The sequence below is a fragment of the Amycolatopsis sp. genome (assembly GCF_025464955.1).
In the GTDB taxonomy this organism is placed as follows: domain Bacteria; phylum Actinomycetota; class Actinomycetes; order Mycobacteriales; family Pseudonocardiaceae; genus Amycolatopsis.
Genome location: NZ_JAODNM010000023.1, coordinates 127,363 through 148,977, shown reverse-complemented (window position 1 = coordinate 148,977; position 21,615 = coordinate 127,363). Strand labels below are relative to the sequence as shown.

The 21,615-nt window shown below is 68.2% G+C and carries 19 protein-coding genes; 2 read left to right on the top strand and 17 right to left on the bottom strand.

The window, feature by feature from the left end:
* Positions 1–32 precede the first annotated feature (32 nt).
* The 6 genes from JWQ81_RS03740 to JWQ81_RS03715 are packed head-to-tail and all read right to left on the bottom strand — an operon-like array spanning position 33 to position 5,810.
* Positions 33–1,253 (bottom strand): NAD(P)/FAD-dependent oxidoreductase, encoded by a 1,221-nt coding sequence (locus JWQ81_RS03740; protein ID WP_297537454.1) that lies wholly within the window; start codon positions 1,251–1,253, stop codon positions 33–35.
* A 14-nt stretch (positions 1,254–1,267) separates the two neighbouring features.
* Entirely contained in the window at positions 1,268–1,468 is a 201-nt protein-coding gene (locus tag JWQ81_RS03735) for a ferredoxin (RefSeq protein ID WP_366942251.1), read from the bottom strand.
* On the bottom strand, positions 1,465–2,748 hold the full coding sequence (locus tag JWQ81_RS03730) for a cytochrome P450 (RefSeq protein WP_297537452.1): 1,284 nt from the start codon (positions 2,746–2,748) through the stop codon (positions 1,465–1,467). The genes JWQ81_RS03735 and JWQ81_RS03730 overlap by 4 nt, the downstream gene beginning before the upstream one ends.
* Positions 2,749–2,799: 51 nt before the next feature.
* Positions 2,800–4,320: an aldehyde dehydrogenase family protein gene (locus JWQ81_RS03725; RefSeq protein WP_297537450.1), complete on the bottom strand. Its 1,521-nt coding sequence runs from the start codon at positions 4,318–4,320 to the stop codon at positions 2,800–2,802.
* Positions 4,321–4,327: 7 nt separating this feature from the next.
* Entirely contained in the window at positions 4,328–5,386 is a 1,059-nt protein-coding gene (locus JWQ81_RS03720) for an alcohol dehydrogenase catalytic domain-containing protein (RefSeq protein ID WP_297537448.1), read from the bottom strand.
* 22 nt (positions 5,387–5,408) lie between these two features.
* Positions 5,409–5,810: a sterol carrier protein gene (locus JWQ81_RS03715; RefSeq protein WP_297537446.1), complete on the bottom strand. Its 402-nt coding sequence runs from the start codon at positions 5,808–5,810 to the stop codon at positions 5,409–5,411.
* 179 nt (positions 5,811–5,989) lie between these two features.
* Between JWQ81_RS03715 and JWQ81_RS03710 the strand changes: the two genes are divergently transcribed.
* The gene (locus JWQ81_RS03710) at positions 5,990–7,105 is read left to right on the top strand and encodes a CaiB/BaiF CoA-transferase family protein (protein ID WP_297537444.1); all 1,116 of its coding nucleotides are present in this window, start codon (positions 5,990–5,992) and stop codon (positions 7,103–7,105) included.
* The gene (locus JWQ81_RS03705; protein ID WP_297537442.1) at positions 7,105–7,575 is read left to right on the top strand and encodes a hypothetical protein; all 471 of its coding nucleotides are present in this window, start codon (positions 7,105–7,107) and stop codon (positions 7,573–7,575) included. The genes JWQ81_RS03710 and JWQ81_RS03705 overlap by 1 nt, the downstream gene beginning before the upstream one ends.
* 64 nt (positions 7,576–7,639) lie before the next feature.
* Here JWQ81_RS03705 and JWQ81_RS03700 read toward each other — a convergent pair whose 3' ends face one another.
* From JWQ81_RS03700 to JWQ81_RS03650, 11 genes are read right to left on the bottom strand one after another with little or no spacing between them, the layout of a single operon-like run.
* Positions 7,640–9,178, bottom strand: a complete 1,539-nt coding sequence (locus JWQ81_RS03700; protein WP_297537440.1) for an acyl-CoA synthetase — start codon at positions 9,176–9,178, stop codon at positions 7,640–7,642.
* A gap of 23 nt (positions 9,179–9,201) precedes the next feature.
* Positions 9,202–9,414 (bottom strand): hypothetical protein, encoded by a 213-nt coding sequence (locus JWQ81_RS03695; RefSeq protein ID WP_297537439.1) that lies wholly within the window; start codon positions 9,412–9,414, stop codon positions 9,202–9,204.
* The gene (locus JWQ81_RS03690; RefSeq protein ID WP_297537437.1) at positions 9,411–10,586 is read right to left on the bottom strand and encodes a peptidyl-prolyl cis-trans isomerase; all 1,176 of its coding nucleotides are present in this window, start codon (positions 10,584–10,586) and stop codon (positions 9,411–9,413) included. The genes JWQ81_RS03695 and JWQ81_RS03690 overlap by 4 nt, the downstream gene beginning before the upstream one ends.
* Positions 10,586–12,853: an RND transporter gene (locus JWQ81_RS03685; RefSeq protein WP_297537435.1), complete on the bottom strand. Its 2,268-nt coding sequence runs from the start codon at positions 12,851–12,853 to the stop codon at positions 10,586–10,588. The genes JWQ81_RS03690 and JWQ81_RS03685 overlap by 1 nt, the downstream gene beginning before the upstream one ends.
* Positions 12,850–14,148 (bottom strand): MlaD family protein, encoded by a 1,299-nt coding sequence (locus tag JWQ81_RS03680; protein WP_297537433.1) that lies wholly within the window; start codon positions 14,146–14,148, stop codon positions 12,850–12,852. Before JWQ81_RS03680 ends, JWQ81_RS03685 begins: the two co-directional genes overlap by 4 nt.
* Before the next feature lie 9 nt (positions 14,149–14,157).
* Entirely contained in the window at positions 14,158–15,417 is a 1,260-nt protein-coding gene (locus JWQ81_RS03675; protein ID WP_297537431.1) for an MlaD family protein, read from the bottom strand.
* Positions 15,414–16,760 carry a mammalian cell entry protein gene (locus JWQ81_RS03670; protein ID WP_297537429.1) on the bottom strand — a complete coding sequence of 449 codons (1,347 nt, stop codon included), beginning with the start codon at positions 16,758–16,760 and terminating at the stop codon, positions 15,414–15,416. Before JWQ81_RS03670 ends, JWQ81_RS03675 begins: the two co-directional genes overlap by 4 nt.
* 8 nt (positions 16,761–16,768) lie before the next feature.
* Positions 16,769–18,058, bottom strand: coding sequence for an MlaD family protein (locus JWQ81_RS03665; RefSeq protein ID WP_297537427.1), 1,290 nt, complete (start codon positions 18,056–18,058; stop codon positions 16,769–16,771).
* Complete coding sequence (locus tag JWQ81_RS03660) at positions 18,058–19,497, bottom strand: MlaD family protein (protein WP_297537425.1); 1,440 nt, start codon at positions 19,495–19,497, stop codon at positions 18,058–18,060. The genes JWQ81_RS03665 and JWQ81_RS03660 overlap by 1 nt, the downstream gene beginning before the upstream one ends.
* A complete protein-coding gene (locus tag JWQ81_RS03655) occupies positions 19,494–20,723 on the bottom strand; it encodes an MlaD family protein (RefSeq protein WP_297537423.1) in 1,230 nt (409 codons plus the stop codon). The genes JWQ81_RS03660 and JWQ81_RS03655 overlap by 4 nt, the downstream gene beginning before the upstream one ends.
* A gap of 2 nt (positions 20,724–20,725) precedes the next feature.
* The gene (locus tag JWQ81_RS03650; protein ID WP_297537421.1) at positions 20,726–21,589 is read right to left on the bottom strand and encodes an ATP-binding cassette domain-containing protein; all 864 of its coding nucleotides are present in this window, start codon (positions 21,587–21,589) and stop codon (positions 20,726–20,728) included.
* Between the last annotated feature and the right edge of the window lie 26 nt (positions 21,590–21,615).

Sequence of the window (21,615 nt, the reverse complement as noted above, 5' to 3'; positions counted from 1 at the left end):
GGTGACGCGATCGAGCCGGACCGTCGGGGCGTTCACGCCGGTGCCGGTTTCGCGCCCGCGAACTCGAGCGCGTCCTCCCAGGCGGCCTGCTTCGAGATCAGCCTGCGGTACTTCATGATCAACGTCGGTTGCTCGACCGACAACGCGCCGACCAGGCGGTCGCCGCGCCGGTATAGCGCGAGGAACTTCTCGTCCTCGACCTGTCCGGACACGATCTGGGTCTCGTCCGCGCCGGGCACGCCGACGAACTGGATCCGCTTGCCGTACCAGTCGGACCAGAAGTACGGCACGGTCGAGTAGGGCTTGGCGTTGTCCGGATCGAGGGCGTTACGAGCCGCGGTGGCGCCTTGTTCCGCCGCGCTGGTCCAGTGTTCGAGCCGCATCTGCGTGCCGAACAGCGGGTTCGGCCAGTGCGCGACGTCGCCAGCGCCGTAGACGCCGGGGGCGCCGGCGTTGAGGGTCTCGTCGCAGACCAGGCCGCGATCGCGCTCGTGCAGGACCAGCCCGGACGTCTCCAGCCACGACGTCGCGGGGGCCGCTCCCGCGCCGACCACGACGAGGTCGGCGTCGAGCTCGGTGCCGTCGGTCAGGACGACCCGCTCGACCTTGCCGTCTCCGGTGACAGCGCGCACGCCGATGCCCAGCCGGAGGTCTGTGCCATGCCGGCGGTGAAGGTCCGCGAGCACGTCGCCGACCTGGTCACCCACCGCGCGGGTCAACGGCGTTTCGGCCATCTCCACCACCGTGACCGGCAGTCCGCGCTTGCGGGCGGCCGACGCGACCTCGGAGCCGATGAAACCGGCGCCGACAACGACGGTCCGCGCGCCCGCGTCCAGCGCGCACCGGACGGCGAGCGCGTCGTCGACCGTCCGCAGGGTGTGCAGACCGCGCAGCTTCGGGTTGGCCGGCAGCGTCCGCGCGGTGGCGCCGGTGGCGATCACCAGTGCCGAGTACTCGACCTCGCCGTCGCTGAGTCCGACCCGCCGCCGGTCCAGGTCGAGTCCGGTTGCGACGGTGCCCAGCCGCAGGTCGAGATCGAGTTCGCCGCGTAGCAGCTCCTCATCGCGGTACGCCGGCAACGCCGGTTCCCCACCGCTGTCGAGGTAGGCCTTCGACAGCGGCGGACGGTCGTAAGGCAGGTGCCGCTCGGCGCCCACAACGGTGATGACCCCGTCGAAACCGGTGCGCCGAGCGGCCTCCGCGGCTCGGAGCCCGGCCAAGCACGCTCCGACGATCACGAGTCGTCGCTGCATGGCTCGCTGTCCTTTCAGTCGACGAGGGTGAGGGCTTCGGTCGGGCAGGAGTCGATGACCTCCTGCATCTCGGCCCGCCGCGACGGGCAGATGTCCTGCGCGAGCAGGTTCAGACTGCCGTCGTCGGTGACCTCGAAGACGTCCTCGGCAATGGACTCGCAGATCCCGAGCCCCGTGCACTTCGCGTGATCGACGACGATCTTCACGGCCGTCACCGCTCCGGGGTGAACTGCAGGTTCATCCGCTTGACCCCGCGCATGAAGTTCGAGCCGAGGTACTCCGGGTCGCTCGCACGGAAGTCCGGTATGCGAGTCAGCAGCTCGCCGAACAGGGCTCGCAGCATGGACTTCGCCAGCTGGTTGCCCAGGCAGAAGTGCAGACCGCCGCCGCCGAACCCGACGTGGGGATTCGGGCTGCGGGAGAGGTCGAACTTCTCCGGCTCGGTGAAGACCTCGCTGTCGCGGTTCCCCGACGGGTAGAACATGACGACCTTGTCACCGGGGATGATCCGCCGCCCGCCGAGCTCGGTCTCCCTGACCGCGGTGCGGCGGAAGGTCATCACGGGTGAGGCGTACCGGATGAACTCGTCGATCGCGCCGTTGATCCGGCCGTCGAAGTCCTCCCGCAGCCAGTCCTTCTGAGCCGGGAACTCAGTGAACGCCATCATCGTGTGGCTGGCGGTGTGCTTGGTGGTGTCGGTGCCGGCCACCGCCATCAGCACGAAGAACGCGCCGATCTCGAAGTCCTCGAGCTTCTGCCCGTCGATCTCGGCCTCGACCAGGCTGCTCATCAGGTCCTCGCCGGGGTTTTTGCGGCGGTCGGCAATGAGCTCCTCGGCGACGTCGTGCAGCGTCACGCACGCCTCGACCTGGACCTCGTCGGCCGGGCGGCCGGCGAGGATCTCCGGATCGGCCCAAGCGACGACGTCGGCAGCGGCCTTGGCCACAGTGGACCGGAGCGCCTCGGGGATGCCGAAGATATCGCCGAACATCCGGACAGGCAGCCGTTCGGCGCACTCGGCGACGAACTCGACCGAGCCCTTGCCGGCGATGTCGTCGACGATCTCCTTCGCCGCAGCCTTGATCTTGTCGTCGATCCGCTTGATCTGCTTCGGGGTGAACGCCGAGCTGACCAGCTTGCGCAGGTTGTCGTGCTGCGGTGCGTCCATCGCGAGGAACGACTGCGACATCTGCAGGAAGATGTCCGGCAGCAGGTCGAACAGCACGCCCTGGCCGGAGATGAAGGTGTCGTTGTCCTTGCTGACGCGCACGATGTCGGAGTGCTTGACCAGCGCCCAGTAACCCGGGTCGTCCGGGTCCGGGGTGACGGCGTCCTCCACCGGACGCTGCCAGGACACCGGGCGGATCTCGCGCAGCAGCGCGAAGTTCTTGTCGCGCTCTTCGGAGGTCAGCGCCCAGAAGGCCTTCGAGGAGATGTCGATTTCGTCGTGGTCGGGTTTGTGGTCGGCGGTCGCCGGGATGAGTTCGACGGTCATGTTTCGCTCCGGGAGAAGGGCTCGGTTTTCTACGTGCCGGCTGTCGACGGGTCAGTCGTCGGCGTGGCTGAGCAGGACGTCATACGGACGGCGGTCTCGGCGACCCGAGAGATCGAGGTGCACGTTCTTCGTTTCGGTGTACTCGTCGAGCGCGTCGGGGCCGAGCTCACGGCCCAGCCCGCTCTGCTTGTAGCCGCCGAAGGGAACCTGGCAGTTGATCTGGTGGGAGTCGTTGATCCACACCGAACCGGCCTCGATCTCGTTCGCCATCGCCAGTGCCCGCTCGTTGTCGCCGCTCCAGATCGAGGACGCGAGCCCGTAGGTAGTGTCGTTGGCGATCTCGATGGCCTCTTTTTCGGAGGTGTACTTGATCACCGACAGCACCGGCCCGAAGATCTCCTCCTGGGCGACACGCATGTCGTTGCGCACGTCGGTGAGGATCGTCGGCTCGATCCAGTGTCCGCGCTCGAACTGCTCGCCCTTCGGCACTCCGCCACCGGTGGCGACGGTCGCGCCTTCCTCGGCACCGATCTTGAGGTAGTTGAGGATCCGTCGGTGCTGCTTGGCCGAGATCACCGGTCCGAGGTCGGTCTCCCAGTCTCGGGTGTCGCCCAAGGTGATCGTCTTGGTGCGCTCCACGAGCCGTTCGACGAACTCGTCGTGCAGCGACTCTGGCACCAGTAAACGGGTTCCGGACTCGCAGATCTGTCCGGAGTAGAGGAAACAGCCGTAGAGCACGCCGTCGACGGCGGTCTCGATGTCGGCGTCGTCGAGCACGATCGACGGCGACTTGCCGCCGAGCTCGAGGGTGACCTTCTTGACCGTACCGGAGGCGAGGCGCATGATCTCGCGGCCGACCTCGGTGGACCCGGTGAAACCGATCTTGCCCACGTCCGGATGTGACGCGAGCCGTGCGCCCGCTTCGACGCCCGGCCCCGGGACGACGTTGAGCACGCCCGCCGGCAGGCCGCACTCTTCGGCGATCCGCGCGAATTCCAAAGTGGACAGCGGGGTCTTCTCGTCGGGCTTGATGACGACGCTGTTGCCGGCCGCGAGCGCCGGGCCCATCTTCCACAGGCCCAGCAGCAGCGGGAAGTTCCAGGGCGCGATCGCCCCGACGACACCGATGGGCTCCTTGCGGACCGTGCTCTGTGCGAGCGAAGGGAATGTCGCCCGCGGCGCGGGTCGTTCGAACTGATACTTGTCCGCGAGCTCGGCGAAGTACTCCAGGTGTGGGGCCACGTAACCGATGTGGAACCCGGTGGCCTGGCGCACGGTCGCGCCGTTGGCCATGATCTCGAGCTCCACCAGCTCGTCGAGCCGGTCGCCCACCTTCTCGGAGATGGCGCGAAGCACCGAGGCGCGCTCGGCCTGCGTAGCGCGCGACCAGGATCCGCTCTTGAACGAAGCCTTCGCGGCTTCGACGGCCGCGTCGACCTGTTCGGCACCACCGCTGGCGGCCGTGGCCACCAGTTCGTCGTTCTGCGGGTCCCGGATCTCCAGCAGGCGGTCGGACTCGACCCACTTGCCGCCGATGAGCATCGGGAAGTTGCGTACTGTCGTAGCGGTCATTTCTCGCTCACCTGCTCGGGTCCAGGACGATCTTGGTGGCCTCGTGGGCTTCGAACATCCGGTACGCCTCGGGCGCCTCGGACAGACCCATCCGGTGGGAGATGATGCCGGCGGGGCTGAGCTTGCCGGCCTCGGTCAGCTGGATGACCTCGTCCATGTAGTTGACGATGTTCGCGACCCCGGTGACGATCTTGACGCCCTTGAGCCACAGGTCGCCGAACGGGATGTTGACCGACTCCTCCATGTACACCCCGGGAACCGACAACGTGCCGCCTGCGGCAAGGAGGTTGCACGCGCTGACCAACGCCGATTCGTGGCCCACGGCGTCGATCACCACGTTCGCGCCGCGCCAGCCGGTGAGTTCGAGCACGACGTCGACGGGGTCGGCCTCGTCGGCGTTGATCGGGATCGCGCCGAGGCGCTCGGCTTCCTTGAGCCGCGAAGCGATCTTGTCGACCACGATCGTCGCGCTCGCGCCGAGGGCGATCGCGGACATCGCCGCACAGAGCCCGACCGGTCCCGCGCCGACGATCGCGACGACGTCACCGGGTTGGATCGCGCGGCGGACAGCTTCGTAGCCGGTGGTCATGATGTCACCGACGAAGAGCAGGTCCTCGTCGCTGCTGCGGATCTCCTCGGGGAGCTTGCGCAGGGTCAGGTCGGCGTTCGGGACGACGACGTACTCGGCCTGCGCGCCGGCGAGGTCGCCGAGTGCGATGCCGAGGCCGAAGATCCGCGAGCCGACGCAGCGTCCGGGGTCGCCGCGGCGGCAGGTCCAGCAGTGGCCGCAGTTGACCACGCAGGACGCCACGGCGCGGTCACCCGGCTCGACGAGACCGACGGCTTCACCCGCGTCCACCACGGTGCCGAGGAACTCGTGGCCCAGGACCACGCCGCCCTCGATCTCGATCCGGCCTTCGTAGGGGTGGAGGTCGGTGCCGCAGATCGCGGACATCTCGACTTTGATCAGTACGTCGTTGGGGTCGGAGATCGACGGTACGTCGACGTCGTCCACCCGCACATCGCGCGGTGCGTGCAGCACCGCGGCCTTCATCTTCGTTGACATGGGAAATGTGCCCCTTTCCGGCTCAGGAGACCGCGGCGTCCTTGTCCTTCACCAGGTCGCGATAGACCGGGAAGAGCGGCTTGGTCAGCGGGACGAGCTTGAGGATCTTGTTGACCGGCCCCTTGGCCTTGACCTGCCCCTTGGCCAGGCCGACGGCGAGGTTGTAGTCACCGCGCCAGAACTTGTCAGCGGTGTCGGCACGCATGACGAGGGTGATGTCGGGCTTCAACTCGGTCTCGCCGGAGTCGACGACCATCGGGTCCTGGAAACCGACGGTGACCACGCACTCGGGGTCGGAGTATTCGACCCGCATGACGATGTTCGCGGCCCGCATCTTCTCCCCCACTTCGGGGTGGTCGCCGGCCATGCGGAACATTTCGCCGATGTACTTGTCAACTTCGTCGGCATTGTCGAAGTAGGACATGTGCGTCTCCTGTCGCTGCGCTGGAACCCTGTGACGAAGGCTAGGGCGGTCGAGCTCACAACTCATCGCTCCCCGGGGGTGTCCCCCTCTCCCGATGGGGATATTTCGGGCCGCTACCAGGGCCTTTGAGGCCTCCGCTCGGCTACCTTCGGCATTCGGCCACTTCTTGGGAGCACGTTATGGGCGGTCCTTTGTCGGGACTGAAAGTGATCGAATTCGCCGGTCTCGGGCCGTGCCCGCACGCCGCGATGATCCTGGGCGACCTCGGCGCGGACGTCGTACGGCTGGAACGGCCGTCCGGCGGCCTTTCGCTCTATCCGGAAGGGCATCACGACCAGCTCCTGCGCAACCGGCGATCGGTGGCGGTCGACCTGAAGAAGCCCGACGACCGCGAACTCGCGAAACGTCTCGTCGCGCGTTGCGACGTGGTTATCGAGGGTTTCCGTCCGGGCGTGGCCGAACGGCTGGGTGTCGGACCGGACGACGTCCTCGCGCTCAACCCGCGAGTGGTCTACGGCAGGGTCACCGGGTGGGGGCAGGAGGGCCCGCTCGCGGCGCGCGCGGGACACGACATCAACTACATCGCGCTGACCGGCGCGTTGCACGCGATCGGCAGGGCCGAAGGGAATCCGGTGCCGCCGCTGAACCTCGTCGGTGACTTCGGCGGCGGCTCGCTGCACCTCGTACTCGGAGTCCTGGCCGCCTTGTGGGAGCGGGAAAGGTCCGGGCGCGGCCAAGTGGTCGACGCGGCCATGGTCGACGGGACGAGCGCGTTGATGCAGATGGTGTGGTCGTTGCGCGGCGCCGATTCCTGGGCTGACCGGCGCGGAGCCAACCTGCTCGACTCCGGCGCTCCGTTCTACGACACCTACGAATGCGCCGACGGTCGTTATGTCGCCGTTGGCGCGTTGGAACCGCAGTTCTACGCGGAACTGCTGCACGGACTCGGTCTTGGCGGCTCCAGTATTCCCGACCAACTCGACCCGGGCCGGTGGACCGAGCTGCGCGAGTTGTTCACCCGTACTTTTCTGACCCAGCCTCGTGACCACTGGGCGGCATTGTTCGCCGACACCGACGCCTGTGTCACACCCGTCCTCGCGCTCGGCGAAGTCGCGCGACATCCCCACATCGCTCACCGGAGCACACTCGTCGACGTCGACGGCGTGCTCCAGGCAGCACCCGCGCCACGGTTCTCACGGACCCAAGCCGAAATTCCCCTCCCGCCGAGAAAACCGGGCGAAGACACCGTCGACGTCCTCGATGACTGGCTCGGCGCACGCACCGAAGGAGCATGATGTCCCCCACTCTCAAGCCCGGCTGGAAGCCGTCACCACGACCTCGGCCGGCCGCCGAAACCACCGCGCGTACCGGGTTCCCCCGCGCGCTCGCCGCGTCCGCTGTCGTATGGCTGGCGTTGGCCTTCCTCACCCTGTGGGCGGGTATGAACGCCCTGGGCAATGACCCTGACCAGCGCAACACTCAGGACCTCGACAACCAGTTGGGCGAAGGCACCATGGCGGCCTCGACGCACGTCCATCCTCAGGACGTACTTGCCCTGGTGGTCGGTGTGTGCGTTCTCGCGGCGCTCGGCATTCTTCTGCTAGGCAGGAAGTGGGCCCAATACGCACTCTATGCGTCCAGCGTCGCCGCAGTTGTGGTGCTCGCTCTCGGCGGGCACTGGGAAGCGGCCGTGGTCTTCCTCGCGTTCGTCATCGGCGCGATCACTCTGTTCGCCGAATCCGCTCAGGCTTACCTCCGCCGCTGAATGAGGTGTGCAGGGCCCCGGCACCGCGGGGGATGCGGCGCCGGGGCCCTGACAGACAGCTGCGCTAGAGGCGGGATGTGTAGCGGTCGCGGAGGACGCGTTTCAGGAGCTTGCCGGTTTCGGTGCGGGGGAGCTCCGTGACGAAGTCGATCCCGCGCGGCGCCTTGTAGCGCGCGATCCGCTCGCGGACGTACTCCTGCAGCTCCGCGGCGAGCTCATTGCTGGGGATGACGTGCGGTGGCAGCTGGACGACGGCCTGGACGGACTCGCCCATCTCCGGGTCGGGGATGCCGATCACCGCGACGTCGAACACCTTGGGGTGCAAGGCAAGGCAGTTCTCGATCTCCTGCGGGTAGATGTTCACCCCGCCGGAGATGATGGTGAACGCCTTGCGGTCGGTGAGGTACAGGTAGCCGTCCTCGTCGAGATAGCCGATGTCGCCGGTGGTCGACCAGTTCGGGTGCTCGGGGTGCTGCGTGGCCTTCGTCTTCGCGGGGTCCTTGTGGTACTCGAAGGGGACTTGCTCGCGTTCGAAGTAGACGACTCCGTTGGTGCCCGACGGAACCACCTGGCCTTCGTCGTCGCAGATCCTGATCACACCGAGACCCGCCTTGCCGACCGAACCGGGTTTGCGCAGCCACTCGTGGCAGTCGATGAACGTGATCCCGTTGCCCTCGGTGGACGAGTAGTACTCGTGCAGGATCGGACCCCACCAGTCGATCATCGCGTGCTTGACCTCGACCGGGCACGGGGCCGCCGCGTGGATCGCGCTCCGCAGGCTCGACACGTCGTACTGCGCGCGCTCTTCAGTCGAGAGCTTGAGCATGCGCACGAACATGGTCGGCACCCATTGGCTGTGCGTGACGCGCGCGGAGTCGATCGTGCTCAGCGCCAGCGCCGGGTCGAACTTCGCCATCACGTGGACGGTGCCGCCCAACGCCTGCACGACACCGCCGAACCGCAGTGGCGCGGCGTGATACAGCGGCGCCGGGGAGAGGTAGACCGTGGTGTCGTCGAAGCCGTACTTCGTGCTGAACAAGGCCGTGTAGGCATCGCCTGGCTCATGGACCTGGCGGTCCGGCAGAGGCGCCTTGATGCCCTTGGGCCGCCCGGTCGTCCCGGACGAGTACAGCAGGTCGGCACCGCGGGGTTGATCCGCCAGCGGCACCGCGAACTGCCTCGCCAACGCCGCTTCGTAGTCACCATGTCCGTTGACCGCGCCGCCGAACGCCAGCCGCAGCCGCACCGCCGGAGTCGAATCGAGCAACACTTCAGCCCGCTCCCGTTCGCCGGCTGAAACGATCAGGGCTTTGGCGTCGCAGTCATCGACGATGTACGCGGCCTCGTCGGCGGCGAGGCGGTGGTTGACGGCCGTGAGGTAGAGCCCCGAACGCAGTGCGGCCCAATAGACCTCGAAGACCTCCGGCTGGTTCTCGCTGAGCACTGCCACCGTGTCGCCGCGGCGGAGTCCCGCTTTACGCAGGACCCGAGCGAGCTGGATCGACCGGTCCTCAAGCTGTCGAAAGGTCAGCTGACGGCCTGACTCCACCATGACGACCGCAGGCTTGTCCGGTGTCTTCTGCGCGTGCGTTCCTGGATACATCGGATTTCCTGTCGTCGAGCGAGTCAGAAGAACAAGGCGAGGTTGATCGCGGCGAAGGCGGCACCCGCGACCTGGCACGCCACCGCACCGCGGGTCGTCGTGCGCTCACGCCGCTCTCGCTCCGCCGGGGGCAGGCTCGCCGGTGCGAGCGCAGCCGCGTTCCGCCGACCCCATCGTCCGAAGAGGACGAGCCCGGCCGCGACGCCCAGTTGGACCACGATCGCGGCAACCCTCATTTGCCGGGAACCGGGACGGCGGGGGTGCCGGGCTGGCCGTCCGGTGCCGCGTCGGGGTTGGCCGGCCGGTAGACGTCGGCGTACTTGACGTCGGCGCCCTTGATCGTGTCGCCGAGCCAGCCGCGCCACTTGCCAAGCTGCTGCTCGAGTACCAGCTGCTGCTTGAGGTTGTCCTTGACCTGGTCGAAGACCGCCGGGATCGGGGCCATGACGGAGACGACCTTGCCGACGTTCCAGCCGTACTGGGTCTGTACCGGTCCGAAAACCGTGTTCATCGGTGTCGTGAAGGCCGCGCCGGCGTAGGTCTGGTCCAGCTGCGAAGCCGAGACGGCGCCCAGGTCTCCACCGCTGGTCTTCGTACTGGCGTCGAGGCTGCGCTGCTGCGCGATCGTCTCGAACGTCGCGCCGCCCTTGAGGTCCGTGACAGCCTGGTCCGCTTCGGCCTTCGAACTGACCACGATGTTGTGGATGTCGCGGCGCTCCGGCGTGCCGAGGGTGTCCTTCCGCTGGGCGAACGCCGTCTGGACGTCGGTGTCGGACACCGCGGGAGTACCTGCGACCTGCTCGAAGAGCTGGTTGACCGCGAGCTGCCGCTTGATCTCGACGAGCACGGCCTGCTCGGTGGTGCCGACGGTCCCGAGCGCCTGGACGAACTTGTCCCGGGCGTCGCTCCCGTCGCCGAACTGCTGCGTGACGAACCGGCTCAGCGTGTCCTGGGCCATCTTGTCGGCGATCACGATCTTGTGGTCCGTCGCGGCGTTGTCGAGGATCATGCTGACGGCGTAGGACTTCGCGACGTCGCGGCGGAACGTGTCGAGCTTGGCCGGGTCCGTCGGGGCCTGGATGCCGTAGAGCGCGCGCAGGGTATCGGTCTCGTGGTTGAGATCGGTGATCGTAACGTCGGAGTCCCCGAGCCGGAAGGCCGTCCCGGCAGGCAGGACCGTCGTCTTGTACCAGTAGAAGGCACCGCCGCCGAGTGCGAGCAGGACGACCACGACCGCCGCGAGCAGCCGCCGGTGCCGCCGGAACCACGTGGGCCGGGGAGCCTCGCCGGTATCGGTGTCGTCGGTGTCGTCAGCGGCTTCGATATCTTCAGCAGCATCGACGACGTCAACGCTGGCGTCCTCGTCGAGTGCTTCGGCGTCCGGCAGGTCTTCGGTTCGGGTACTCATCAACTCACTCCAACCAGTTCTTTCTTCTCCGGACCGGTGCCGAATTCGGCGTCGGCCTCCACCCGCGGGGGCGCCACCGCGACCACAAAGCTCGCGGCGGCCAAAGCGAGCAGGACCGCTCCGGCCAGCAACCCGCCGAACTGCCGGATGACCGACAGTCCGGAGAGCACCAGGACGAGGTAGCCGGCCGCCGACGTCGCCGCGGCCAGCAGCACGGAAACCCGCAGTGACCGGCGACCTCGACGAGCCGCTTCACTGAGCAACACCGTGAACTCGCAACCGACGGCAGCCGTGAGCGACCCGAGGGCGACGGTGATCGGGCTGAGCGCGACGCCGGTGATCCGCAGTAGAAGAAGGCCGACTCCGGTCGCAAGTGCCGCCGAGGCGAACGCCCGGACCGCGTCGGACCGGCGCCGCAGGCCGATCACGAGCACGAGCGACGCCGCGAAGATGCCCAGGACGTTGCTGATGATCCGTTCGTTCGACACCATCTCCTCACCGCGCACGGCCACCATCGACAGGCCGCTGAGCTCGACGCGGAACCCGGGCGGCGGTGGCGCGAGCTGCGCGGTGATGTTGTCGCGCAAGGACTTCAGCGCGCTGAGGTCGTCCATCTTAACCCCGAAGACCAGCGTCGCGACCTTGTGGTCGTCGCGGAACACCGCACCGGCGAGATACGGCGGCAGCAGGCGCAGCGCCGCGTTGATCTCCTCGGGCGTGCTCGCATTCCCGAGGAAGGACAGCAGGGTCGGCGGCGACACCACGGGCCGCAACTGGTCGCCGTGCCTCGCGATCAGCTGGTCCTGGGCCTGGTGCATCCAGTCGATCGCCGCCGGGGTCGTCACATCGCCGCCGGTGAGGACCACCGACAGCTCGCCGGACGAACCGATGACGTCCTCGACGTGCTTCGCGTCGTCGAGCGACGAGGCTCCGCCGGCGAGAGCTTCGAAGTTGCTCTGCAGGTTCAAGCTCGGCAGTGACGCCCAGCCGATGCCCGCGAGCAGGATCGCGCCGACCATTGCGGAGACGAGCACGCGTCGGCTGATCGCGCGCTTGGCCACGGGCTGCACCAGCGGTTCGGGGTCGACGTCGACAAACGGCAGCTTTGTCAGTAGTGACCCGAGCCCAGCCGAAATCAACACGCCGATCGACAGCGTCAGCCCGAGGTCCTTGACGAACGGCAGCGGCGACACCATGAGCGTCGCGAAGCTCGCGGCCGTGGCCACCGCGACGGTGAGCACCACCCGGCGACGTGCGGCACGCAGGAAGTACGTCGGGTAGTAGCTGCCGACACCCAGCAGGACCGACAGGAACGCGACCACGCCGAGCGACAGCGGCCTACCCGCCCAGCCGAGGATCGCCAGCGTGCTCGCGATCGCGACCAGGGTCGACACGAGCGGCAGCAGACGTCGCTTCCGCCGCGTCCACGGGACGCAGAAGAAGCACAGCCCGATAGCTGCCACCGCGACGCCGCCCAGCAGGGGCGCTTCGCGGGTCACCTGGTGGCTGACGTCGGCAGCGAGCACCGGCACACCCGAGATCGTCACCTTGCTCGCGTCGATGTGGGCTGCGCCGACGGTGTTCTCGATCGCGGTGACGAGCCGTTGCGCGGTGGCGGCATCAGCGCCCTGCCGGGGCCGGATCAGGACCGCGACCGAGTTCTGCGAGGGCACCACGAACCGCCACTGTGCGCGGGGCTGCTGGCCTTGGGCGAAGACGACAGACTGGACGAACTTGTCATTCCCCAGCGTCGGCAGCCCGGCAGGCAGCCCCTGGACGATCAACGAGCCGTAGCGCTGGTCGAAGGCCGCGGTCGCCTGCGTTCCGGCCGTCTGCGCGGCGGTGTCGCTCGCCCCGGCGGCCTTCGCCTGTGCCTCGGCCTGCGATCGCACCGAATCGCGGCGCCCGACCAACTCCGTCAGCAGATCCTGCACCTGCCCGGCGACCTGGTTGAGCGTCGTACCCGGCCCGTAGACCGCGGCGACGTCCGGAAGCGACGTCAGGTGGCCTTCCAGCTTCAGCAGCGTGTAGATGTGCTGCTCGTCGAGCAGTGTGCGCGGCTTCGACGACTCCAGCAGCACCACGACCGGGTCACCACCGAACGAGCGGGCCAGGTCGTTGAGCTGGTCGACCGAGCTGTCGTGGGCGGGCAGGAACGAGTCCACCCCGGTCTCGATCTTGCTGCGGGACAGCCCGCCGAGCACGAACGCCAGTGCCGCGACGATTCCGGCCACGACGAGGACGCGCCGCCCGGGCACCCTCATCATTTCGGCGGCTCAGGGGTCACGTGCGGGTACGGGTTGTTCGCCGGGCCGGGGATCACGGCCGAGCCAGGTAGCGGGTACGGGTTGAACTTGTTCAACGGCCCGATGTTGGTGTTGACCGGGATGCCCTTGATGGTCTGCTCGTTGTCGATCGAGAACACCCTGAACGCCCGGCCGTTCGCGTCGCCGGTGGCGAGGGTCTGCGCGAAGTTGGTGAAGAACGCCGCGAGGTCGTGGCCGTAGGGCTGCAGGAACCCGAGCATCGGGTTGAGGTCGGAGAGGTCGACCTGCAGGCCGGGCACGAGCGTCTCGACGGCCTGGGCCACCGCAGGCACCCGCAGCAGCGTGTCAGGAGCCTTCACCAGCACGCCGTTGAGCGAAGGCAGCAGTCCCCGCAGGTCCGCCGTGGTCTGCGGCAGCTCCTGCAACGCCGAGGAGAGGTCCGGGGCGGCGGCGTTGAGGTCGGCGGCAACCGGGGAGAGTGCCCCGGAGAGGTCCTTGATGCTGCTGGTGGCGTTGCGGGTGGTGTCCAGCAGGCCGGGCAGTTTGCGCATCACCGCCTCGACCTGCGCGCTGTTCCCGGCGGTCGCGCCGGCGAGCTGGTTGGCGTCGTCGACAAGCTGCCCGATCTGGCCCTGGCGGTTGTCCAGGGCTGCGAGCAGGGTCGCTGCGGAGCCGGTGAGGTGCTGCAGGTCCACGGACTGGGCGGAGAGCGCGTCGAGCGTCGTCTTGCCCTGCCGCCCGAGGTCACCGAGGCCTTGCAGCGCCTGGGAAATGCTGTGCTGACCGTCCTTTGTGCTCGCCCCCAGCGATCGGACACTGCTCGCCAACGCGTTGCGGGTGCCCGGATCGAGGCTGGCGAGGACGTCGTTGAGCTCGACAATCGGCTTGCCGGCGGTGTCGGGCAGGGTCGTGCCGCTGGGCAGCGCCGGGCCGGTCCCGTCGGTGACCTCGAGGAACGTCTCGTTGATCAGCGTCTTGGACCGCACCTGGACGGCCGCGCCCTGGTGCAGCGGGGTGTTCTGCGCCAGCTGCATGACGATCAGCGCCTTGTCGCCCTGCACAGAGAGCTGGTCGACCTTGCCGATCTTGACCCCGGCGATCATCACATCCGAGTCGTTGACCAGGTTCGACACCTTGTCCATCCGCAGGCTGACCTGGTAGCCGGCCTTCGAGATGACCGGCAGCTTGCCGCCGGAGTTGGTCCAGAGGTAGCCGAAGACGACGGCGCAGACCAGCGCGAACGCGATGAGCGTCACCAGCCGGATCACCGGCATCACGGCGTGGGGGATTCGCACGGCGAGCGCCTACTTCCCGGTCAGTGTGGGCAGGATCTTGGACATGTCGAGCGGCAGCGTCGTCGGCGTGATCTCGAGCATCCCGCGCAGGATCCCGCCGTTGGCGTCGGCCAGGCTCGTCATCGAGTGCGTGTTGACGACGAAGGCGCCGAGGTCGGGCAGGTACTTGACCAGCGCGGACGTCACCGGGTCCAGGCGCGTCGTGGTGACCCGGAGGTCGGGCAGCGCGACGTTGAGGTCCCGCACGTACGGCCGCAGGTCGGCGACCACCGGCCCTGCCTTGTCCACCACCGGCTTCGCCTCGTCCAGCGTGGTGTTGAGCTGGTCGACGGTCCCGGTCAGCTTCGACAGAGCGTCCGGCAGCGTGCTCGACGCGTTCTTGAGGTTGTCCAGGGCCGGGTCGAGCTGGCTGCTGAGTGTCCCGACCGAGTCGGTCGCGGCCTTGAGCTGGGTGGTGAGGTCAGGCAGCTGCCCGAGGACGGAGTCCAGCGACGAACTCTTCTGTCCCAGTACCGACAACGTCGTCTGCAGCGAATCGGCCAGCGACTGCAGCCGGCCGCCGTCGTCCCCGACCGAGCTCGAGATCTGCTGCAGCGCGGTGACGAGGTGCTGGATGCCGTCGCGCCGGGTGTTGAGCGCGGCCAGCACGGGCTGCAGTTTCTGCGCGACCTGGTCGGTGGCGGTGAGCCCCTGCGGGAGGTTCTGCGGCGCCGCGGCCAGCGCGGTGTCGGACTCCTGCAGCAGGGTCGTCAACGCCTCGCGGCTGTTGTCGTCGAGGTGATCGAGGACCTCGTCGATCTCGATGGGACGCTGTGAAGCGGTCACCGGGAGCACGCCGTCGGCGGCGAGCGGGTGGCCTTTGGCAGCGTTGCCCGGGTTCAGCTCGACGTACATCTCGTTGAGCGGGCTCTTCGGCCTGAGCACCACGGTCGCGTTGTCGTAGACCTTGTACTGCGGGTCGATGGACAGCTCCAGCCTGGCCATCCCACGGTTGTCGACGTCGGCGGTCTTGATCTCGCCGACCGCGACCCCGGCGATACGGACCTCCTGGCCGTGGTCGGGGCTGACGCCCGGGCTGCCGGCGAAGGTGGCGTAGAACTCGAACTTGTTGTCCCACGGGAAATTGACGCGCTGGTTGGTCAGGATGATGCCACCGGCGACCCCGGCCAGTGCGATCAGCGCGATCAGCACCGAGACGTTGCGCTTGAGGCCGGGCTCGGTCTTCACCCGGTCCATGAACCGCCGGAAGCGCTGCTTGCGTTCGGTCATTTGGGGGCCGCGCCCTTCTGGAGTGGGATGCCGAACTGCGTCGAGAGCTGGGTGAACATCTGCTCGAGGCTGATCGGCAGGCCGCCGAGGGAGCCGACGCCGATCCCGGGGTGGAAGGAGATGGCCGGCCCGTTACGATCGCTCATCGAAGACGCCCGGTCGAGCGTGGCGAACATGTAGCCGAGATCCTCGTACATCGGTTTGTCCGAAGTGGACGACGCGAACGAGCCGCTGCCGTTGTAGGGGGTTTGCAGGAAGGTCTTGACCGGTCCGTCGATGCGGTCGAGCACGGGTCCGCGGACGTCGTTGAGCAGCGCGGTCGCCTGCTGGCTCGCCGGCACCAGGTCCTCGACGAGTGGTCGCGCGTTGACCAGCAAGCCGTTGAGCTGCTTGACCACGGGCTCGGCCTTGGCCAGCACCGGATCCGCGTGGTCGAGCGCCGTGGCCAGGGCGGTGGCGACCGGGCGTGCCGGGTCGGCGGTGTTCTTCAGCTTGTCCAGCGTCACCTTCAACCGGACAAGGCCGGCGTCGGTGGAGTCCAGAGTGGACGGCATCTGCCGGACCGCCGACGCGAGGTCGTCGGCACGCCGGGACAGCACGGACGTCGTGGTGTGCAGGCCGCTGACGACGTCGTTGAGCTGCCCCTGCTTGTCGGTCAAGGTGCGTGACGCCGATTCGAGCCCCGAGACGAGCTTGGTCAGGTCGGCGTCGTCGTCGCCCGTCGCGGCGGCGAGGACACCGGCCGCCGGGTCGAGCGCGCCGGGCGCGTCCGCGACGAGCTTGTCGAGCGCGGCCTGGCCGCCGTCCTTCAGTGTGGTGTCGACGTTGCCGACGCTGTCGGTCAGCCCCTTGAGGGCGGAGGGTTGCAGGGCTGCGGCGACCTTGTCGAGCTCGACCGGGAGCGACGTGCGCTTGCGCGGGATGTCGCCGGTGAACTCACCCGGCGGTCCGCCCGGGACCAGGTCGATGAAGTAGTTGCCGCCGAGCAGTGTGGTGGGGCGGATGACCGCGGACGGCTCGGTCCCCAGCTTGGCGCGGATCCCGTCGTCCACCTTCACGCTGACCGTCGCGGACCCGTCCGGCGCGCTGTCGACTCCGCTGACCACGCCGATCGGCACGAAGGACACCTTGACCTGGCTCAGGTAGGGCACGAGCCGGTTGTCCGCGGCGAAGTTGATCTGGAAAGTCTCGCCGGGCCTGAGCGTGGTGAGGATGCGGTCCTTGTTGAACAGCGCGGTGCCGCCGAGGAGCACCACGACGAGGAACAGCAGACCGAGCCTCAGCGGGGTGAACCAGGACTTCTTGGTGCCGGTGCGCGGCTTTCGCCGGGGGAACCTGGGCATGCGGACCTTCACTTCCGATCACCGAGCAGGCCGGGCTTCTTCTCCGTGGCCGCCACGCCTGGCGCCGGATATGCGTCACGGGAGACAGTCGGGTCGGCGATCGGGATCGTCCCGTCGACGGATTCAAGGTTGAGGACCGGGTAGAACCGCAACCAGTTGCCCGCCGCGTCACCGAGGTGCAGCGCGTCGGCGGCGTAGGAGAAGAACAGCGACACCTCGGGCGAATAAGGCGCGATGACGCCAAGAGGGTCCTTGGCCATGCCGATCGCGGCGGTCAGCCTCGGGGCGAGCGGCTTGGCGTCGGTCATCACCTTGGTCAAGTCCGTCACCGCGGGTTCGGCTTGCTGGGCGACGCCGGGGACCTTCTCCAGCGGGGACACGCCTTCGCGCAGGACACCCCGGACATCGGGCGTCGCCTCGCCGAGCGCGACGGCGCCCGGGTGGAGCTTGGCCATCGCCTGCTGGGTCTGGGCCAGCGGGCCGTTGAGGCTGTCCAAGGCCGCGCGGGCGTCCGCCAGCGTCTGCGGCGCCTTGTCCAGCGCCTGCGTCAGCGGCGCGCCCTTGTCCGCGTTGAGCGAGGTCAACGTCGTGGTGAGCCGTTTGGTGAGGTCGGCGAGCTGCTGCTGGTGGCCCTGGAACGACGACGACAGGTCGTCGGCGGCGTGCAGCAGGGACGTGAGGTCCGCGCCGTTTCCCGCGCTCAGCGCCTTGGCGACCGTGCCGAGGTCGGGGAGCTCGGTCGGGAGCGCGCCTGCTGCGTCCTTGAGGTCCTGGGAATGCCCGCCCAGGCCGTTGCCAACCTGACGCACCGTGGAGCCGAGGGCATCACGGGTCGGCGCGTCGAGCACGCGGAGCAGGTCGGAGAGCTCTTCGCCGCCCACGGTCTTGTCCGCCGCGATGACGGTGTTGTCCGGCAGCGGACCGTCGGCGGGGGTGCCGGGCCGGAAGTCGACGTACTTCTGGCCCAGGGCCGAGCGAGCGTCGACGGCCGCGGTGACGGCCTCGGCGTTGCGGTAGATGGCGCGGTCACCGTCAAAGCCCATGGTGACCAAGGGCTTTCCGTCGACGAGCTGGATGTCCTTGACCTGGCCGACGCGGACGTTCGCGATCCGGACGTCGTCGCCGACGCGCAGGGCGCCGACGTCGCCGAAAGCGGCCTTCACGGTCTTGCCGGTCTCGCCGGGCAGCCCGGAGCTCGCGGTGACCGCGACGTAGACCGCGGTCGCGAAGACGACGATGAGTGTGGTCCCGAGCAGCATCGACCGCCGCCGGGCCCAGGCATTGCCTTTTCTGGCCATTAGTTACCTCCGAGCAGGAAGCCCAGGACGCCGGATTCCTGTTGCTGGGTGAGACCGGTGACCCCGCCGTCGGGGCTGGGGGTCGGTGAGAGCAGTGAACCGAGGATCCCGGCCGGACCGCCACCGGCGAGCAGCCCGCCGGCCGGTCCGCCACCGGGTTGCTGGGGAGCCTGCGGGTCCACCGGCTGGCCGCCGGGGTTCTTGGTCAGCGGCGCGGGCGAGCCGCCGATCCCGAGGTTGGAACCCAGGCCGGGCACGGCGCCGCTGACGATGTCAGGGGTGACTACGAGCCCGGCCCGGAAGTAGTGCGACAGCCCGTCGGCGCCGTTGGTGGCCAGGGCCCAGTTCTTGATGAAGGCGAAGACGCCGTCGATGTTGTCGGTGAGTTCTCCGGCGATCGGCTTGAGCGAGCTGGCCAGTGCCTTGGTGTCCGGACCGGACTTGCTCAGCGTCTCGACGACCGGCCGCGCTTCGTCCAATAAGGACTGTGCCTTCTCCAGCACGGGGTTGGCTCCGGCCAGTGCGGGCTGCGCCGCGCCGGCGAACTGCTGGAGCTCCGCGGAGATCTGGGTGAGGCTCCCGGTGACCGGCTTGATCGCCTGCAGTGTCGGAACCGTGCTCGCGACCGTGCCGGTGAGCTGCGCGAGGGTGTCGCGCGCGGTCTGCACCGTCGCGGGCAGCGCGGCGAGCGTGCTGTCGAGCGCCTGCTGGTTGGCCGCGGTGGTGTTGAGGATCTGCTGGGTCGAGCTGACGAGCCCGTCGAGGGTCTTGCCCTTATCGTCGGCCAGCGCGGTCGCAACCGGGCCCAGCTTGTCGACCAGGCCGTTGACCAGCGCGTTCTGCTGATTGAGCACGTCCGCGAGGCCCTGGGTGTCCGTCATCGCCGGCGCAAGCGCCTTGATGGTGTCGGCGATGTTGGCGCCGTTGCCCTGCGCGCCTTCACCGAGCACGGTGACCAGCGCGGCCAGCGACTGCCCGGTGGGATCGTCGACGGTGTTGAGAACCTGGTCGAGGTCGGTATTCTGACCGGTCTGCGACGACGGGATGACCGCGCCCCGGGGCAGAACCGGCGCGTTGTCGCTGCCCCGGTCGAGCTCCAAGTAACGCTCGCCCAGGAGGCTGACCGGCCGGACTAACGCCTTCGCGTCGGTGTGCAGGGGCAGCGCGGCTGCGTCGAGCTCCATCCCGACATCGGCCTGGCCGTCGGCGTCGACGCTCATGCTGGTGATCGAGCCGACCTTGACTCCGAGCAGCTTCACGTCGTTGCCCACCAGCAGTGGGCTCGCGTCGGCGAACTTCGCAACGACGGTCGCGGTGGACGGGTTCTGGTCGGCGGCCATGCCCGAGCTCGCAGCGGTGACCGCGCCGATGGCGACGACCGCGATGGCGATCAGGCGGGCTCTGGGCGCCCGGTTCCGGTTGGCTGAATGGGATTTCATCGCGGCTGGCTCCCGAAAGCATCGGCCCAGGGCTGGTTGCCCGCTGCTCCGGGAAGGGGGTAAGGATCATCCTTGATGCCCGGCGGCACGATGCCCGGGTTGTTGTTGACACTCGCCAATCCCTCCTGCGGCCCGAAGATCCGGGCGTAGTGGCCGTTGGCGTCGTAGTTGGCGAACGCCGAGCCCCACAGGGAGAAGAAGGACGCGGCCTCCGGGGTGTACGGCCGGAGGAACGCGAGCATCGGCTGGAGGTAGTTGACCGCCGACGTCACACCGGGCACGACGGCGTGCGCCTGGTCGAGCAGGCCCGGGGTGTAGGAGAGCAGTGTCTGGGCGGCAGTGAGCGTCGGTGCGAGCTGCGCGACGAGGGGACGCAGGTCCTGAAGGACCGGCTTGAGGTTCTTCGCCACCGACGGGAGCTTCTTGGTCGCGGGCTCGAGGTCGTTCAGCAGCGGCACAGCTTTCGCCGCCACGCCGGGTACTTCGGCCAACGTGCTGTTGGCCTGGTCGAGGGTCGCGGGCAGCTTCTGCAACGTCTGCGCGAGCTGCTGGTGCTGGTCCGCGGTCACCGACGTCAGGTGCGCGAGGTCGTCAACGACCCCGCGGACGTCCTTGTCGCGCCCGGCCAGCGTCGTGGTCATCTGGTCGAGGGTGGTGACGAGGTTCTTGATCGCGGGCCCGTCCGACCCGACAGCCTTGAGCACGCTGCCGAGCGACGCGAGCGCCGGACCGGCCGACTTCAGCGTCGCGCTGACATTGCCCTCGTTGCCCTTCAGCGTGTCGTTCAGGCCGTTGACCAGTGACGAAAGGTGCGCGCGGACGGCGGGATCCAGCGCGTTGAGGACCTGATCGATCTCCATCGGCTGGTCCATCGTGCCGGTGAGCATCCCGCCGGAGGGGATCGTCGCGTTCTTCACCGGGCCGTCCTGGACCTCGACCAAACGCTCGCCGAGCAGCGCCTTCCACGCGACCGTCACCTTGGCGCCGTCGTGCAGCGGCGCGTAGTCGCTGTCCAGCGTGAGCTCGAGGTACGCCTTGCCGTCGCGGACGCTGATGTCCGACACGGTCCCGGCCTGGAAGCCGTTGACCAGCACCGAACCGCCTTGGACGATGTTCGTGGCCGAGCCGAGGAGCACGCCGACGCGGTAGTCGTCGTGCATCCAGGCCCAGCCGCCGGTGGTGACCGCGACCGCGGCGATCAGGCCGGCGATGAGGAGTCTGCGCATGGTCAGTCCATCCCCAGCGGGCCCGCGGAGTCCCCGGTGAGGAACTGCCGCACGAACGGGTCGGTGGAGTTGAACGCGCCTTCGGCTTCGCCGTAGTGCACGACCTTTCCCTTCCAGATGAGCCCGACGTAGTCGGAGACCTTGCGCGCGGTGCGGATGTCGTGGGTGACCAGCAGGTAAGTGCCCTTGTACTGGCTGTGCATCTCGAGGATGAGGTCGTTGAGCAGGCTGGTCCGGACCGGGTCAAGGCCGGAGTCCGGCTCGTCGAACAGCACGATGTCCGGGTCCATCACCAGTGCGCGGGCGAAGCCAGCGCGTTTGCGCATTCCACCGGAGACCTCGCTGGGGTACTTCCTCAACGCCTTGTCCAGGCCGACTTCGTGGAGTCGCTGCAACACGATGTCGGAGATCTCCTTCTCCGTCTTGTGCGTGTGTTTGCGCAGCGGGAACGCGGTGTTGTCGTAGACGTTCATCGAGCCGAACAACGCGCCGTCCTGGAAGAGCACCCCGAACTTCTTGCGGAGCTCGTAGCGGTCGCGCTCGGAGATGTCCCAGATGTTCTGGCCGTGGATGAGGACTTCGCCGCGGTCCGGTTCGAGGAGCCCGACGAGGTGCTTGATGAGCACGCTCTTGCCGGTGCCGGACGGGCCGAGGACGGTGGTGATCGCGTCGTCGACGAAGTTGAGGTTCATCCCCTGCAAGACCTTGAAGTCGCCGAACGTCTTGTGGACGTCACGCACCTCCATGCTGTGGGTGCCGTTTCCGGCCACCTGCCGCTCGCCATCGGGCGACGTGCCTCGCAACGTGCCGTGCGCGGGCAGCGTGGCAGTCATCTCCTCGGCGCGGTGCGCTGCACTCGTGGACACGTGAACCTCCAAAGAAACGTCGTTCG